At 38.0% G+C, this 15,998-nt stretch carries 16 protein-coding genes; 10 read left to right on the forward strand and 6 right to left on the reverse strand.

Annotated features, from left to right (window positions below; all coding sequences use genetic code 11):
- Positions 1 to 282 precede the first annotated feature (282 nt).
- Positions 283 to 1,056 (forward strand): pantothenate kinase, encoded by a 774-nt coding sequence (locus AC33VI_RS17435; RefSeq protein WP_491783532.1) that lies wholly within the window; start codon positions 283 to 285, stop codon positions 1,054 to 1,056.
- Here AC33VI_RS17435 and AC33VI_RS17440 read toward each other — a convergent pair.
- Positions 1,053 to 2,246, reverse strand: a complete 1,194-nt coding sequence (locus AC33VI_RS17440; protein WP_491783533.1) for a lipocalin-like domain-containing protein — start codon at positions 2,244 to 2,246, stop codon at positions 1,053 to 1,055. The two genes, AC33VI_RS17435 and AC33VI_RS17440, sit on opposite strands and share 4 nt — an antisense overlap.
- A 274-nt stretch (positions 2,247 to 2,520) precedes the next feature.
- Between AC33VI_RS17440 and htpG the strand changes: the two genes are divergently transcribed.
- The gene (gene htpG, locus AC33VI_RS17445) at positions 2,521 to 4,482 is read left to right on the forward strand and encodes a molecular chaperone HtpG (protein WP_491783534.1); all 1,962 of its coding nucleotides are present in this window, start codon (positions 2,521 to 2,523) and stop codon (positions 4,480 to 4,482) included.
- A gap of 395 nt (positions 4,483 to 4,877) precedes the next feature.
- Here htpG and AC33VI_RS17450 read toward each other — a convergent pair whose 3' ends face one another.
- Positions 4,878 to 5,414 carry a DUF2062 domain-containing protein gene (locus AC33VI_RS17450; RefSeq protein ID WP_491783535.1) on the reverse strand — a complete coding sequence of 179 codons (537 nt, stop codon included), beginning with the start codon at positions 5,412 to 5,414 and terminating at the stop codon, positions 4,878 to 4,880.
- A gap of 342 nt (positions 5,415 to 5,756) precedes the next feature.
- A complete protein-coding gene (locus tag AC33VI_RS17455) occupies positions 5,757 to 6,542 on the reverse strand; it encodes a nuclear transport factor 2 family protein (protein WP_491783536.1) in 786 nt (261 codons plus the stop codon).
- 226 nt (positions 6,543 to 6,768) lie between these two features.
- Here AC33VI_RS17455 and AC33VI_RS17460 point away from each other — a divergent pair, with 226 nt between their 5' ends.
- From AC33VI_RS17460 to AC33VI_RS17490, 7 genes are all read left to right on the forward strand, one after another.
- Entirely contained in the window at positions 6,769 to 8,169 is a 1,401-nt protein-coding gene (locus tag AC33VI_RS17460; RefSeq protein ID WP_491783537.1) for a hypothetical protein, read from the forward strand.
- A 115-nt stretch (positions 8,170 to 8,284) separates the two neighbouring features.
- Positions 8,285 to 8,464 carry a photosystem II assembly protein Psb34 gene (gene psb34 / locus AC33VI_RS17465; protein ID WP_491783538.1) on the forward strand — a complete coding sequence of 60 codons (180 nt, stop codon included), beginning with the start codon at positions 8,285 to 8,287 and terminating at the stop codon, positions 8,462 to 8,464.
- A gap of 302 nt (positions 8,465 to 8,766) precedes the next feature.
- Positions 8,767 to 9,321: a photosystem II reaction center PsbP gene (gene psbP, locus AC33VI_RS17470; RefSeq protein ID WP_491783539.1), complete on the forward strand. Its 555-nt coding sequence runs from the start codon at positions 8,767 to 8,769 to the stop codon at positions 9,319 to 9,321.
- A 127-nt stretch (positions 9,322 to 9,448) separates the two neighbouring features.
- Positions 9,449 to 10,060 (forward strand): Maf family protein, encoded by a 612-nt coding sequence (locus AC33VI_RS17475; protein ID WP_491783540.1) that lies wholly within the window; start codon positions 9,449 to 9,451, stop codon positions 10,058 to 10,060.
- Positions 10,061 to 10,268: 208 nt separating this feature from the next.
- On the forward strand, positions 10,269 to 11,045 hold the full coding sequence (locus AC33VI_RS17480; protein WP_491783541.1) for a hypothetical protein: 777 nt from the start codon (positions 10,269 to 10,271) through the stop codon (positions 11,043 to 11,045).
- Positions 11,045 to 11,713, forward strand: a complete 669-nt coding sequence (locus AC33VI_RS17485) for a DUF8581 family protein (RefSeq protein ID WP_491783542.1) — start codon at positions 11,045 to 11,047, stop codon at positions 11,711 to 11,713. Before AC33VI_RS17480 ends, AC33VI_RS17485 begins: the two co-directional genes overlap by 1 nt.
- 76 nt (positions 11,714 to 11,789) lie before the next feature.
- Positions 11,790 to 12,479 (forward strand): hypothetical protein, encoded by a 690-nt coding sequence (locus tag AC33VI_RS17490; RefSeq protein WP_491783543.1) that lies wholly within the window; start codon positions 11,790 to 11,792, stop codon positions 12,477 to 12,479.
- 106 nt (positions 12,480 to 12,585) lie between these two features.
- On the opposite strand, the gene AC33VI_RS17495 is transcribed toward AC33VI_RS17490, so the two are convergent.
- The 3 genes from AC33VI_RS17495 to AC33VI_RS17505 form a co-directional block, all read right to left on the reverse strand.
- Entirely contained in the window at positions 12,586 to 12,945 is a 360-nt protein-coding gene (locus AC33VI_RS17495) for a hypothetical protein (protein ID WP_491783544.1), read from the reverse strand.
- 381 nt (positions 12,946 to 13,326) lie between these two features.
- Entirely contained in the window at positions 13,327 to 14,295 is a 969-nt protein-coding gene (hemC, locus tag AC33VI_RS17500) for a hydroxymethylbilane synthase (protein ID WP_491783545.1), read from the reverse strand.
- 256 nt (positions 14,296 to 14,551) lie between these two features.
- Entirely contained in the window at positions 14,552 to 15,325 is a 774-nt protein-coding gene (locus AC33VI_RS17505) for a metallophosphoesterase family protein (RefSeq protein WP_491783546.1), read from the reverse strand.
- Positions 15,326 to 15,520: 195 nt separating this feature from the next.
- Between AC33VI_RS17505 and AC33VI_RS17510 the strand changes: the two genes are divergently transcribed.
- Positions 15,521 to 15,998, forward strand: a 478-nt coding sequence (locus tag AC33VI_RS17510) for a MiaE family protein (RefSeq protein ID WP_491783547.1), incomplete at its 3' end; no start/stop codon positions are given.

The raw sequence follows: 15,998 nt of genomic DNA on the forward strand, positions 1-15,998 counted from the left end.
CGGCACTTTTCTCAAGTCGGGGAACCCGCCCACCGAAAGTGCCTCACCGCAACGGACTGTCTCACCGCGCCGCCGAAAGGCGTTTACCCAGATCGGTGACCTGGGCAAGAGAATGCTCGAGTTAGGTAAGTTTACTTACACCTTGTGAGTAGAATTTTAAAAAACGCTCCTCGTAATATCGAGGGGCGTTTTTTATTGCTTGTTTTTAGAAAATTTATTTCATTTATTATAGATAACATTAAATTAGGCAAGATCGATGTCAATTATTGAATGACAAACTAAATGAAACGATCGCTTTTTGAAGATAAAATCCTCCTCGCCATAGGCAATTCTAGATTGCATTGGGCGTGGTTGCGAAATAAAAAATTACTGGCAACTTGGCACACTCCTCATCTATCCAAACCAGTAACATCCTATTTATTGCCGTCAAATTTATTATCAGATCGCTTGGTAGATTTGGGATTGAACAATTTACCTGTTTATATTGCTTCGGTCGTTCCATCTCAAACTAAACTATGGCAAAATTACCACGACACTCATATTATTACCCTTCAAGATGTTGGACTAAATAATCTCTATCCCACATTAGGCATAGATCGAGCTTTAGCAGCTTGGGGTGGAGGAGAAAACTATGGCTATCCTTGTTTAATAATAGACGGGGGTACGGCTTTAACCTTCACGGGAGTTAACCAACAACAACAACTGATTGGGGGTGCAATCTTACCTGGATTGAGAACACAATTTGTGACTCTCAAAAAACAAACAGCGGCATTACCTAAAGTAGATTTGCCGCCAAACTTACCCTCTCGATGGGCGACTGATACAGATAAGGCGATCGCTAGTGGGATTATTTACACTGCTATTGCGGGAATTTACAGTTATATTACCGATTGGTTGCAACAATATCCCCAAAGCCAAATCATTTTTACTGGAGGAGACGGAGCAATTTTAGCTCAATATCTAGCTCGAAAATATCCCCAACTACAATTTACTGGCGATCGCCATTTGATTTTTTACGGCATGAACTTGGCGATCGATCCAGCAACCAAAGCTTAATTTAACTTTTCATAAAGCTCTCCTTCAATTACTGGTACTTCATCTAGAAGAAAGAAGGCTTTAGTTTGGGTTTCTCCATCATCAAATTTGAGAGTTAAGATATAGCCATTAATTTCATAAGTTCCCGTACGGGGTTGGCGATTGCCCGAAGTTTGAATCGAACTACTGCCAAAATTACCAAACATAGCTACGCTTCCACCTCTAACAAAGCGTCCGTCAGGGTTAAAACCATAGATATTTTCTACATAACCGCTAGTATTGCCCGTAGCATCAGCACTGATAAGACGATAATCTCCAGCCAATTTCAGATTGGAAACTGGGGCTACATAACGATATTTAGTTTTGCCGATCACCAAATCTTCTCCCGATCGAGCAAAAGGTTGGCGATCTTGTTTATATAGTTGTAACTGAGCATCGTTAGTACTGCCAGCACGCCAAGTAGAATATTGACCGTTATTAATTTCATAACGACCGCAATTTTTGGGCAGACGTTGACAGTAAGCATCAAAATCGCCAACAATACCCGATTCCGTAAGGGCATAGCGACCATTGGGCTGTAGCCACAAACCTTTTGCGCCCACTTCTACTTGCACCCGTGCCAAAACAGAAACCCCAGTTTTAGCACCAATCGCCACATAAAAACCATCTAAACTGCCATCGGACTGGGGATACCTTGTAGTTACGGGAGCTTCGGAGAAGCGAATCGCTCCCAGCAAATTACCAAAGCTTTGTTTGAGCAGATCGCGATCTTCACTACGAGGAGCAACCAAGGTAAAAGTATACATTTGCTCTCCTGAAAATACTGCTACTGGAACTAAATATGCGGCAGTACCCTGAAAATCCATAAACCCTGTCGCGTACAAGACATCATAGCCATAGCTAGTAATACGCTGTTGAACATCCCACTCTTCTTGTCCCTGAGGATCTAATGTTCTCAAGAAGTTACGGAAGTCAGCTTCGCGATCGCTACTCGAATCTGGATAGGGAATCGCCAAGACTTTTCCTTTAGTACCATTACTCAGCTGAGATATTGATTTCTGCTGTCCTTCTAAAAACCATTCTGTATCTTCAATCCGTACTGTTTCCAAGTTGATTTCTGCCGCTTTTATCTCTGGTTTGAGCCATAGATTGACAGAGATAGCTAGCAAAGATGAGGCTGCGATCGCCCAAGATTGATACCAAGGTTTCATGAGACTAATAAACTAAGATAAAACTAACTACATAAATTTTCAACAATAATAATACAAACTTTTTTAACCAGGAAATTTATCTGAAAATAAATTGTAGAAATATTAGACTCTTGATTCAAGGTAGGGTAATCCGCACGATTTCGGTTGGGGTATTGGGGAGTATTTTCCATAAAGCGATCGGACAATATTTATCGAGGCACAACCTAAAGAATTTACTTTTAAATTGTGTCGCCTCTATCAATAGAAGTTCACCACTGAGATTTTAATTACCAATATGGCTGTACTGGAAAAAGGTAACATCACGATACATACCGAGAATATCTTCCCAATTATTAAAAAGTCTCTATATACAGATCATGAGATCTTTTTACGGGAATTAATTTCTAATGCTGTCGATGCTATTTCCAAACTCAAAATGGCATCTTTAGCGGGGGAAACTCAAGAGGAAATCGGCGAGCCTACTGTCAAAATAGCTGTCGATAAAACCAATAAAACCCTCTCCGTCTCCGATAATGGTATTGGTATGACGGCGGAGGAGGTAAAAAAATATATCAACCAAGTGGCATTTTCCAGTGCCGAAGACTTTATTAAAAAGTACGAAAAAGATGCCAACGATCTAATCGGACATTTTGGTTTGGGTTTCTATTCTGCTTTTATGGTGGCAGCTAAAGTAGAAATTGATACTCTTTCCTATCAAGAAGGGGCGACTGCGGTACATTGGTCTTGCGACGGTTCGCCAGAATTTGAAATTACAGAAAGCGATCGCACTACTGTCGGGACTACGATTACTCTGACTTTGCAAGATGAAGAATTAGAATATGCCGAACCCCAAAGAGTCAGACAGTTAATTAAGACTTACTGCGATTTTATGCCTGTTAAGATCGTTTTGGATAACGAGCAAATTAACAAGCAAGAAGCATTGTGGAAGAAATCTCCCCGCGATTTAACGGATGAAGATTATTTAAACTTTTATCGTTATTTATATCCCTTCCAAGAAGACCCTTTACTCTGGGTACATCTAAATACAGACTATCCTTTTTTACTTAACGGAATTCTTTACTTCCCCAAACTCAAACCCGATGTGGATTTTTCCAAAGGACAAATTCAGCTTTATTGCAATCAGGTATTTGTTAGCAAGCAATGCGAAGCGATTATTCCTGAGTTTTTGATGCCTTTGCAAGGGGTAATCGATAGTCCCGATATTCCTCTCAATGTCTCCCGTAGTGCTTTAACTAACGATCGCACCGTACGTCGGATTGCTGATTTTATCACTAAGAAAATTGGTAGTCGTCTCAAGTCTCTGTACAATGAAGACCGCAGCAAATATATTAGCACTTGGTCTGATGTGGGTACATTTGTCAAATACGGTGCAATTCGCGACGAGAAGTTTAAAAAACAAGTGGAAGATTTAATTATCTACCGTACTACCTATCAACCAGATGAGACAATAGCAGAAGCACCAAAAGTAGAAGTACAGTCAGCAGGAGACGATGCTTGGTCTGATGTAGATAATAATAATGCCAGCACCGAACCTTATACTACTTTAAAAGAATATCTAGAGCGCAACAAAGAGAAACGGGAAAATCAAGTTTTCTATTGCAGCGATCCTAGTACCCAAAATACCTACGTAGAACTTTATAAAAGCCAAGGTTTAGAAGTTCTTTATCTAGATTCTTTTATTGATGCTAACTACTTCATTCCTTTCTTAGAAAGAGAATATTCTGAGGTGAAGTTTGCTCGTGTAGACTCCGAACTAGACGAGACTTTAGTAGAAGAAGATAAAGCACAAGAAATTGTCGATCCTACTACTAATAAAACTCGTAGCGAATTAATTAAGGAGTTATTCGAGAAAGCACTCAATAAACCCAGAGTCAATATCAAAACTCAAGCCATCAAATCTGACGATCCTCAAGCTACTCCCCCTGCAATGGTATTATTACCCGAAGCTATGCGGAGAATGCAAGAAATGACTGCTTTGATGCAGGAAAAAGCCATGAGTTTTCCTGAAGATCATATCTTAACCATCAATACCGCTCATCCTTTAATTCAGAACCTATTAGAGTTAAATAAAAGCACAATTATTCAGGGTGGAGATGATTCTAATTCTATGGTTAATTTAATGTGCAATCATATTTATGATCTAGCACTTATGTCTCAAAAGGGTTTTGATGCAGAAGGAATGAAAGCCTTTGTCGAACGTTCTAACAAAGTGTTGACTAACTTAACTCAAAAGTAAGAAGTAAAATTTTCTATTGCTTCTTACAGTAAAAATTAATTATTAATTTACCAAGCAGGACTATTTTGTCCTGTTTTTTTATTTTGAATAGTAATTAGCTCAATTTAAAAACCAAACAATTAGCCGTACCAATGTTCGCTCACTTGTTCTACAATGCGATCGCTATAATCCATAATACTTATTATCATTATTTTTATAAGGCAGGTTCTTCTGTATCTATAAATCTTGTTCAATATCAACAGCAATTCGTCGAAAATTGGCAATAAAAAGCTTTATTTATTACCCTGTACGCACCTTATTTAATTTATTTTATTTATCAAAATTTCCCATCTAATTTTGACAATAAAAAATTACCATACTATGCCAATCAATAATTTAAAATTTTATACAGCTGCTTATTTACGGCGCGATCGCAGACGTTCTAAGATTGCTAAACTATAAAAATAAGTAATAAAAGCTAAAATCAAACCAACTACAAAACAACCAGTTAATAAAGTAATTGCAAAAGTATAACCTAGTTCCTTAAATGCGGTAAAAGATTCAAGATCGGGAAATAAAGGTGTATCTTTTGTCCCTAATAAAAGCTTGCCAATTTTATAATTAAAAACAAAAATAGGTACGTAAGTTAAAGGATTACTGATCCAAGTAGCAGCTACCGCAGCAACTTTACTTCCCCGAAAAATAGTAGCCAGAAAAATACCGATTAAACTTTGCAAGCCCAGAAAAGGAAAGCATCCTGCAAATACTCCCACAGCCAATCCTTTAGCTACAGTTTTAGGACGATCGCGTAGTCGCCATAACTTGAGATAGGTAAGGCGCAAACGCCTATGTAACCAGGATTTTTTACGCAAATGACGGCGTCTTACTGAATGGCGAGTCAGGATTGAGGCATTTGAGGTTCGGGAACTATGATGATTATATCTAGGACTCATATTTAAAAGTCTAACTTGGAAGGAAAAAGTAGCCGACTTAATCCTGACAAAACTATAATTTTAGATAATTTATCTTTAATAGAGAAACTACTTTTCCTAATATCGACTAGATTATTAAATAATTGTTTTACTTTTTTGTTCATTTATATATTTTTATACTTTCTAGCATACTAGACATTGAGTGATTTTAAAAATTTAACTGGGAAATTTTAAACATATTTGAAAAAGTGAAGGAAACCCATATATTTTCTCTGGTAATATATGGGTTTCCTCATAATATTGACTGCCCAAAAACCAAAAGAAGATTGTTGATAACTCTAGGCAGAAAATTTTACTCTTCAACTATTCTGTTGGTAGAGTTTTTTCAGCTTCTATATTAACCCGATGGGTAATTACAGTAATACCATCGCCACGAACTAAAATTGCCGAAACCAATTTACTGTCAGGTAATAAGGGTGCAGTTGCAGTTTTATAAATACCTCCTGCTGGTAGTGGTTCTAATTCTAAATCAGTAGGGTTAAGATATAGAGTACTACTACTTTCATCTTCTTTAATTGCTCCTAATAAAACTTTATCTTCTAATGGCTCGTCAACAATTATATCGAAGTTATATTTTGCTCCTGCCATGACTACTTCTGGAGCAATAATATCTACTTGAGGTGGATTTTCTCCAGTTTTTAATTGAGATTGTTCAGCTAAAATTTCTTGCTCGACTAACTTCTCATCTGCAAAATATTGACGAGACTTGATAACTGAATTTAAGCGGGTCTTTCTACCTCTATTATTTTGAACTCCTGTAATTGTAGTTACTGTTTCAGCTACTAATAAATCATCTTCTTGAGACCAAGATTTAATTTCGGTACTGTAGTTCAGTTGAGAATAATCTTGCCACATTCGCTCCAAGGCTTGAGCCAAAGAATCTATATTCAAACCATCACTCTGAATAAAATCCTCGCTGTAGCGATCGAGAAGCTTGTCCAAATCGCGATCGTTAGCGGCATCTTCAATGTCCCAAATCGCCTCTGTTAATTCATCTGGTGCGGTGGGCGCATTTTCTGCCAAAACACGATCGCCCAATCCATTAACTATCCCCCAACTGAATAGTAAAGCAGCTACTAGTATTTTCATCTATTTTGATTCTTTAGAGATTAAGTAGAGTTTGTTCGGTCTTCAATTCAATTCATCCTATCTTTAACACACTCAGAAGGAATCTTTATAGGATCTTTATCATTGGCATTCAAAAAAACCTCACAATAGAATAGTAGAGAAAGTAAAAAACTAGATAAGACTCAAAGTACTTACGTATTCTTTTGAGATTACATGATTTACCAACCTAATTACCCCCAATACATGAATGAAAGCCATTGTAGCAAACGTCCTCTTTGGCAGTATTATAGGCTGTCTTAGCTGCTCAAATATTGCTAATGCTAGTCCCTCAAATAGGGATTTAGGACAACTGGAAGTACCCACATCGCCCGTTTTGGCAGCAAAATTTCTCTCGTCCGATAAATTACCGATCCTGCCACAAATTATTAATTTGGTTGATCGCATTTTCACCGTTAAAAAGTCTCAGCCTGTTTACTTTGCAGTAGATCGCGAAGCAGAAATCGTCTTTCGCAATCGTTTTAGTTTGGACTTAGATCGATATGGGGATTTATCCTTAGATAAAAAAAAGCCCTATACTTATCAAAATCCTGAAGGGGGTGTAGTTTTAGGTTTTCAGGATACATTTTGGCAGAGCAAAAAACAAAAAAAGTATTGGGGAGTCACCACCATCGAACATTGGGGAAATGAATCTCGCCCTCAAGCACAATTTAATCTAGCCAAGCTCAACTATAGTAAATTAGCCCCTAGTCTTCCTTCTGGAAACTCTATGTTGACTGTTTCGGGGGGAGGTAATAAAAATCTAGCTCAAGAAAGTAATTTAGCTCAAGAAAATCTCACTTCTAGGGAATTTGATAAATTTCGTGGTGCTGTTTCCTATCATCATGGAGTAGGACAGAATGTAACTGTAGGTACGGGTTTTATATATGAAGATTCTTGGGTAACTTTTACTCAACTCACTCATCACAGCCATGACTTTCCTTTAAGAACAACAGTTTCGTTGCGCTCTCAGGAATTAGGAGGGGTAGATTTTCGCTCTCATGTACGTTTTCAACCTGCGGATAGTTTGACCTTAAATTACTATCACGAGTCAGAAAAAGATAGCTTTGATGCTAAGTGGAAAATTATTCCAGGTTTAACTTTTACTGCCGATGGTAATAGCCAGGAAGAGACGATTACTAAGGGAGTAAAAATGTCTGTAAAAAGCGAATATGTATCTGTTGTTGCTAAAGCATCTTTAGATGGCAATAATAAGTTGCAGTGGAATTTACAATCTCAAATAGGAATTCTGAACTTTGCCCATGGCAATACTCCTAAAAAAAATACCTCGGAAATAGGTTTAAATTTAATCGAGTCGAACACTTTGGGTTTTCAGTGTACCGCCTTCGTTAAGTATGAAACCAAAATAGTTCGGCAAAATGAAAACAACTATACTGTCTGGGGAACTAAGTTTCAATCTGGGGAAAAAATTTCTCCCAATAAACATTTTTGGACATTAAATCTAGGATATGGTCAGGGTATTCATGGTAATGGTTTGATCGCTTCTGGCTCGATTGCATTGCAACCCAATCTTTTTCTCAAGCTTGATTACCAAGAAATATCCGCCAAATCAGACGACACTAAAATCGAACTGAAGCTAAGTTCTAATTAATCTAGAAAATATTAAACTTTACGCTCAAATGTAAAGATTTGTTGTGCGAAGGAAAAAATAAGATTACTATTTATAGAAGTTTATAAATAAAAAAAATTAGAGGAAACTAAAATTTATGCCATATACAGAAGAAGAGGGCGGAAGACTAAATAATTTCGCAAGAGAACCTCAAATGTATACAGCAGAAGAGCCTACTTCTGAGGATAAAAAAAATTATTTAATCTTGGGCGTTTTAGCATTTTTACTTTTGGGTGGAGTTATGGCGGTTGCAGTTTATGCTTCGAGTGCTAGCTGAGATCGAACCCTAATTACAAGAGTTATTTATCCAGGCTGATTAAAAGACTTAGGGACTAGGAAACTGAGAGACTGTGAGGCTGATGAATTGAGTAAATAGCCACTTCGGTAGGATTTGGTTTAAATATTTTTAGCCAAAACTCTTGGTAATTTTACCCCGTGTTGATAAATTAACGCACGGGGTATTTGTTTGTTAGTGCTATCCCTTAGCTAATCAGTAAGATAAAGGTCATGAGACAATAGAAACCGTACAAAATAATTATCATCCAAAACTTTAAAATTTATAGAGGTAATACAATTAAAATGTTTAGGTCTTTCTTTGCTGGATTATTAATTATCCTAAGCTTAGTTGTATCCAGCTGTTCGACTGGTGTCAGTGGATTACAAAGCTATGTTAACACCAGTAAAGGATATGAGTTCTTATATCCGAATGGTTGGATACCCGTTACTTTGGGTAAGTCTGCCAGACAAAGTGTAGATGTAGTTTTTCGCGACTTGGTTGAGAGAACCGAAAACTTGAGCGTGATTATTAATGACGTTCCCGAAGACAAAACCCTAGAAGATTTGGGTACTCCTTCCGAAGTTGGCTATCGTCTTTTAAAAGCAATTAACAAAACTCCCAATTCCGATGTCGAAGCAGAATTTTTGCGTGCGGAGTCTCGCCAAGGAAAAGATAAGACTTATTATTTGCTGGAATATGAAGAAAATTTACCCGAACAAGAACCAAGACACAATATTGCTAGCGTAGCAGTGAGCCGAGGCAAAATTTTCACTTTTAGTTTATCTACTCCTGAAAGACGTTGGGATTCTGTCAAAGATGCTTTTGAAGTAGCAGCAAAATCGTTTTCAGTAAGATAGTCAAGTTGGGTAATGGGTAGTAGGTAGTAGGTAATAGGTGGCTACGCTTTCTCATGTTTATTTATTGCTAAATTCCTAAAACTCTCATTACTCTCATTGCCTTTGATATTTAGCTGTTAAATGTTCAATGTTAAATGAAATGAGTGATCGCTTTTTAAAATTTGTCCTAGCTTCTGCTTCTCCCGCTCGTTTGAAGTTGTTAAGAATGGTGGGAATTGAGCCGATTGTCTGTAAAAGTGATTTTGATGAAGATAGCATTCAGATAGAAAATGCAGAAGAGTTAGTTACTACCCTAGCTAAATGTAAGGCGGAAACTGTTGCACCCAAATTCGATAGTGCTTTGGTTTTGGGTTGCGATTCGGTTTTGACGGTCAACGATCGCATTTATGGCAAGCCCGAATCTCCTCAAGTTGCGATCGCTCGCTGGCGGGGAATGCGGGGCAGAATGGGCAAGATCTATACTGGTCATGCTTTAATCGATCTTCAACAACAAAGACAAGTTATTCGTTGTGGTGTTACTGAGGTCTATTTTGCTAATATTAGCGATCGCACTATTGAGGCTTATGTAGCTACGGGAGAACCACTAAATTGTGCGGGTAGCTTCGCTTTAGAAGGTAAGGGCGGTATGTTTGTCGAAAAGATTAAAGGCTGTCATAGTAATGTAATTGGTTTGAGTCTGCCTTTACTTTATGAAGCGATCGAACAATTAGGTTACAATGCTACGAGTTTTTGGAATTAACTTAATTGAACTAATTTATCGGATTGTAAAATACAATTTCAAGGAGTTGACATTCTGGCTTCTGGAGAATAAAAACGTTGGCATATCGATTAAATATGGCAGAAATAATCAGTGCAATCTAGAGCCAAACTAATAGTTAATTGTTATTGGCTGGCTCAAGCAATATTGCAACTCGATTTTTCGCCCTAAATTAGCAACCATAAAAGATATGACATCCAAAGAAGATTTTAAACAAGCAATTAGAACGGGAAACATCAACGAAGCTTTTTTAGTGGCGATGAGTAACGCTCCTGAATTGAGCATTACCACTAAGATTATTACCTCTGATGGAGAGGAAAAGGTAGTAGATAATGCGGAATTAGACGCTGATAACTATTTACGGACTAATATTAATCTCATCGAGGGCAAAATTGAAAACGAAATCGGTGAAAAACTCACAGGCGAACGCTATTCAGAAATCAAGCAATTTCATATGCGTCAAGTAGCCGAAGGACATGAGACTATTCAACACAATCTAGTCAGCTTGCAAAAGTTGTTCCAATTGATGTCTACTTTTCAACAGCAGCAAACGACTGGTGCTTCTAGTTGGGTAGATATTGCTGCCAATGTTACCAGAGAATCTTTACCAGCGAATGAACCTACCAAACTATATAGTAAAACTCCTTCAGCATTAGAACCAGGACAAGACAGCGATTGCCCTAAAACTCAATTAGCTGTGGAAGGTGATAGTGTAGAACCTCAGTTACCTTCCTTTGAAGAAGAGGAAGCAGATGGGGTAGTAGACGATCTATTGTCTTTGACAGATATTGACGAAGAAAATTCTGAAGAACATCCCGCAGAAATTCCGCCAGAAGAGCGACAAGACTGGGGTGAATGGTTAGAAGATGGCAAAGAAGTTAAACCCGAAGTATTCGACTTAAAATCTTTAAATATTAAAGACGGTCAAAATTGGCAGCGTTGGGACTCTAATTCTTCTGAAGAATAATGAAATATAGTTGGTTAGAAAGTATGACTGCGGTGGAAATCAGCACCGCAATTGTGGAAGAAATAGTAGATGAGATGTTTATTCCTTGGGAAGCTTATCAAGGAATATTTTATCTATCTCGTTCGAGTTTGACACAATTGGCGATCGCTCCATCTTTAAAGCTGCACTATCTTCAATTACGCCGTCAATTGGAGTTGGCTTATTGTTTATTATTGATAGATCCTCAGTCTCAGTTATACCATCGTCGTTTGGTTAAAGAAATTAAGCGCGATTTGCCCATTTTGACTCAGAACAATTCTGAATGGGAAACTTTAGCTACTAGGCTACCAGAACCAATTCCTAGCAGTCGTCATGAAACCATGTCTGGAGTTAATAAATTATTAGAAGATCCTTCTTTTAATCATACTTTACGGCAATTGCAAACTAGAAAACTTGCTTTAGATCGACGCGATCGCATTTTGAGTTCGGATTTAGCCGACAATATTACCAACAGCACCTACGCTCAAACATCCTTGCAATTGGATGGCAAAATTATTAATCGTTATTCTCAGGCTATTTTAGAACGGAGCGATCGCGATTTATTACTTCATCTCCACCAGCAATCTACTAGCGCGGGGGAAAGTCAGTGGCGAGGGGCGATCGGATTTATGTTATCTCTACTCAAATAAGATGAAATGCTGAAGTATTTGCTTTCGACAATCTTATTTGAGTTATTAGTTGTTAAAGGAATGTGTCAGATCATCAATGAAAAGCGATCGGGATTTGAGTGCTTGTATTCGCATCGATGAGGAGCGTATTAGCCGCTGGATTAGTATTCCCTGTCGGATTTATTTTGAACTCGATCGAGAAAATCTCGCTCGAATCGAACGGATAATCGATCGACAAGGTAGCTTAAGATTGCAATCGCAACAATTAATTAGTCTGCGCTACTATAGTTTGATTAATTCTCCAGTAGCCAATAGCGATCGCTCTTCTCTGGTTTTTGCTAGTAATTATTTATTAGATCGAGAAAGATTTTCCACTACCGTAATTCGTAGCACCATCGATCTAACGGGAAAAGTATCTCAAGAAATTCAACAGAGACTGTGGCGCGATCGCTTGTTCGCATCCAGAGTCATTCAAATCCATTATTGGTTGGTTGCAGAAATCTTAAGACAATTACCCCTCAAAAACAAACCAAGTATTTTCTGCGTTATCTTGCTATGGTGTTTGAGTATTGCTGTAGCTGTGGCTATGGGATATTTTATACCCTGCCAATTATCAATTAAATTGAGTTTAATGATTTCAATGGCATTTATCTTCAAACTATTAATTACCCATTTAAGCAAGGATTATTTAAAACCCTGGTTACTGCGACAATTAATCTTCGGATTTTTGGCTAATAAAACTTATAAAAGAAAATGGGGATTTAAGCTTTTAGCCTTTATTACCTAACCTGAATTCAAAATAAAAGAATTGCTCGAAGAGAATTGTTTCTTTGATTTGATACAGATAGAGACGTTATGTATAACGTCACATAACGTCTCTCTAGATCTAAGACTTATTCTGCCTCTTTACCCAAATTTTCTACTGCATCACCAGCATTTTCCAAACCTTGGTCAATGCCATCTTTGACTGAATTTGTAACATCGCCCGCACCTTTTTGCAAATTCTTAGCACCATCTTGAATAGTGTCAGTAGCACCATCAACAGCACCTTCAGCACCTTTTTGTAGATTTTCTAAACCACCTTGAACTGCATTACCAGCATCTTCAGCACCTTGTTCGATACCTTCAACTCCTTCTTGCACTGCACCATCAATAGCATCGGGAGCTTCAATTGTATTATCCGCACAAGCTCCAAAAATAAGAGATATAGCGATAAATGCTGGTACGGCAATAGTTTTGACTTTGATATTCATAATGATAATTAGGGAGAAAATTTAATTAGACTATGTAAGTGATACTCGAAAATTTTCAGAGAGTCAAAGAAACTTTCACTCAAATGTTCGAGTTAATAAAGTTAACTTTATTTTCCTGGTTTCTGACTAGGGCTTCCCAATTTACTCGCTCAATCGATAAATTCTGGTAAACAGATACTAAAAAAATGTCTATTTGAGATTAATTTAAGAAAATTTTAATTATTTATGTAGTCTGAACTACAAAATTTTTTCACAATATTTAGTCAAAAATAAAGCGATCGCATAGTGCGATCGCTTGTAGTCATAGAGATAGATTGAGGGGACTATGTAACGGTCAAAAGCGTAGCTACCTATTTATTACCTACTACCTACTTCTCAAATCTACCCTCTGCCGACGGTAGCAAAAATTTCAGCTAAGATTTCTCCCGCACCTTGTTCGCGCAATTTACCAGCTAATTCTGTTCCTAGTGCTTCGGCATTTTGTTTGTTGCCAGTGACGGTGTCTCTCAGTAATTGTTTGCCATCGAGACTGGCAACCATACCAATTACAGTTAAAGTATCATTTTCGATGGTGGTATTAACTCCGATGGGTACTTGACAACCACCTTCTAAGTCTCGCAAGAAAGATCTTTCTGCCAAAGTGCGATCGCGACTGTCGGGATCTTCTAATACTTTTAAAATTTTGAGGATTTCTTCATCTCCTTCGCGACATTCAATACCTAAAGCACCTTGTCCTACTGCATGGAGAGAAATTTCTGGAGAAATAATTTCGTGAATGCGATCGACCATATCCAGTCTTTGTAAGCCAGCTACCGCTAGAATGATGCCGTCATATTCTCCTGCATCTAGTTTTGCCAGGCGAGTGTTGACGTTACCACGAATATCTTTAAATTCTAGATTGGGGTAGTGGTGGCGCAACTGTGCCAAACGGCGAAGGGAAGAAGTTCCAATAATCGAACCTGCGGGGAAAGTAGAGAGGGTTTTGTCTTTGTGCTTTTCATTAACTACCAAAGCATCGGCGGGATCTACTCGTTGAGTAACACAACCTAACATTAAGCCTTCGGGTAGGTTGGTAGGTAAATCTTTTAAGGAGTGGACGGCAAAATCGGTTGTATTTTCAAGCATACCGACTTCTAGTTCTTTGGTAAATAAACCTTTATCGCCAATTTTAGCTAGAGGTACGTCGAGAATTTTGTCTCCTTGAGTACTCATTTTTTCTACTTCAAAGTCAATATTGGGAAAGTGCTTTTCTAATTCTGCTTTTACCCAATAAGTTTGTACTAAAGCTAATTGGCTTTTGCGAGTACCAATGCGAACAGTACGTTTATCAGTTTCAATGGCGGGTGTCATAGGAACTATCTTAAAAAAATCTAATAAATCAAATCACTCGATCTAGGGTATCGCAGTTCTCGTATCCTATTGGTTAATTTTTGTTTTAGATTTTGCTTTTTTAAAGATCGCCCTTTTAGTTTTTTTGAGCAATAAATTCAGGCTAAATCTTTCTTTGTTGGAGTCACAAAGCGAAATTATAGAAGTTAAAGAAATAGATGAAATTTTAAAATTACTAACCAAATAAAATCTTTTTAATTAACTAAATTAGTTTAAACTAGGCTCTCTTTCTCATTCTACGAGACACAACTGCCGAAGCCTCTACTTTGGCGATCGCTTTTCTTAAAGGCAAAATCCGAATGCGACCGTCAAAAGTATTAGCCTGATAAACTTTTTGGCGATCGAGATCCAAAGCAGTCATCCAACCGCTATTGTGGTGATAAGCCCCAGTTTCAATATCTAACCATCCCCTACCCGCAGCAATTTGTCCTGGTTCAACTCCAGGGAGAGTAAAGGTAATAGTATGTCCCGTGACGATTAATTTATCTTTGAAGAAAACGCGATCGCTGCTGTGAAAATCTTCTCTGATCCAGCAAAACTGCTCTGCACCCTGTTGCTGTAAAGGAATATTAGGATCTACACCTGCATGAACTAACCAATATTCGCCGAGATCGTAGTACAAAGGCAAATTTTTCATCCAATCAATATGTTCTTGAGGGATTTTACTGTCGTAGCTAGCTACCGTAGCGTGACCGCCACTATACAACCAACCCTGATAAAGTTCTATAGAAACTTCAGGACCTCCAACTACATCGAGCATCATTTCTTCGTGATTGCCACGCAAACATTTAAACTGATTGCGCATTACAAAATCAACCACTTGGGCGCTTTTCGGTCCTCGGTCGATCAAGTCGCCCAAAAAGTAGATTTCATCATCACTAGTGGGTGAAATCGAGTTTAATAATGCAACTAGAGTGTCATAATGTCCGTGTACGTCACCAATGACAATTCGACGATTGTGGCTCATGTTAAATGATTTGACGATGTGCATTCTTTACAATTCTTTTTACTGCTCGATAATTCTTTAAAATAATAGAAGCAAATTGTTAACTTACTAGTAAGTATTAAGTATTCCCTAAAAACTAGAGAAAATACTTATGTCTAAAATTTTAATTGAATTCGGTCGCTCAAAGAAACGTTACTAAAGTATATAGGGACAAGGACAAATCGGGTAGCTTATTTCACAATGAAAACCACTATCAAAATTCTGCAACAGCCATCTCACCCTGCTTGGATCGAACAAGCGATCGCCAATTTAGACACCGTTTTACTCGATCATTCCCACTGCGAACGCAAAGCAGCAGGAGTGGCGATTAATCTCATGTTTCGCTATCCCTCCCATCAAAAACTAGTCCGCCAGCTAACGGCGATCGCGAGAGAAGAATTAGAACATTTTGAACTAGTAAATCAGTGGCTCGAAAAACGCCATATACCTCTAGCTCCGTTGAATGCTCCTCCTTATTTTACTAAACTCAAATCTCAAGTACGCCATGGCGAACCCGATCGCCTAATCGACTCCTTGCTACTCTCAGCCATTATTGAGGCTCGTTCCCACGAAAGATTGGGTCTAATTGGGGAAAACTGTCCCGATCCCGAATTAGGCAAGTTTTATGGCAGTTTAATGGCATCTGAAGCCCGACATTACGGAATTTATTGGCTACTAG

The sequence above is a fragment of the Waterburya sp. genome, from assembly GCF_058530065.1.

What these genes read in the sequence shown, in the direction of transcription:
- AC33VI_RS17455 (WP_491783536.1), bottom strand. Translation starts at nt 6,542, where the DNA reads ATGAAAATACTAGTAGCTGCTTTACTATTCAGTTGGGGGATAGTTAAT.
- AC33VI_RS17485 (WP_491783542.1), top strand. Translation starts at nt 11,045, where the DNA reads ATGAAATATAGTTGGTTAGAAAGTATGACTGCGGTGGAAATCAGCACC.
- psbP (WP_491783539.1), top strand. Translation starts at nt 8,767, where the DNA reads ATGTTTAGGTCTTTCTTTGCTGGATTATTAATTATCCTAAGCTTAGTT.
- AC33VI_RS17440 (WP_491783533.1), bottom strand. Translation starts at nt 2,246, where the DNA reads ATGAAACCTTGGTATCAATCTTGGGCGATCGCAGCCTCATCTTTGCTA.
- AC33VI_RS17450 (WP_491783535.1), bottom strand. Translation starts at nt 5,414, where the DNA reads ATGAGTCCTAGATATAATCATCATAGTTCCCGAACCTCAAATGCCTCA.
- AC33VI_RS17505 (WP_491783546.1), bottom strand. Translation starts at nt 15,325, where the DNA reads ATGCACATCGTCAAATCATTTAACATGAGCCACAATCGTCGAATTGTC.
- AC33VI_RS17460 (WP_491783537.1), top strand. Translation starts at nt 6,769, where the DNA reads ATGAAAGCCATTGTAGCAAACGTCCTCTTTGGCAGTATTATAGGCTGT.
- AC33VI_RS17435 (WP_491783532.1), top strand. Translation starts at nt 283, where the DNA reads ATGAAACGATCGCTTTTTGAAGATAAAATCCTCCTCGCCATAGGCAAT.
- AC33VI_RS17475 (WP_491783540.1), top strand. Translation starts at nt 9,449, where the DNA reads ATGTTAAATGAAATGAGTGATCGCTTTTTAAAATTTGTCCTAGCTTCT.
- AC33VI_RS17490 (WP_491783543.1), top strand. Translation starts at nt 11,790, where the DNA reads ATGAAAAGCGATCGGGATTTGAGTGCTTGTATTCGCATCGATGAGGAG.
- AC33VI_RS17480 (WP_491783541.1), top strand. Translation starts at nt 10,269, where the DNA reads ATGACATCCAAAGAAGATTTTAAACAAGCAATTAGAACGGGAAACATC.
- hemC (WP_491783545.1), bottom strand. Translation starts at nt 14,295, where the DNA reads ATGACACCCGCCATTGAAACTGATAAACGTACTGTTCGCATTGGTACT.
- psb34 (WP_491783538.1), top strand. Translation starts at nt 8,285, where the DNA reads ATGCCATATACAGAAGAAGAGGGCGGAAGACTAAATAATTTCGCAAGA.
- htpG (WP_491783534.1), top strand. Translation starts at nt 2,521, where the DNA reads ATGGCTGTACTGGAAAAAGGTAACATCACGATACATACCGAGAATATC.
- AC33VI_RS17495 (WP_491783544.1), bottom strand. Translation starts at nt 12,945, where the DNA reads ATGAATATCAAAGTCAAAACTATTGCCGTACCAGCATTTATCGCTATA.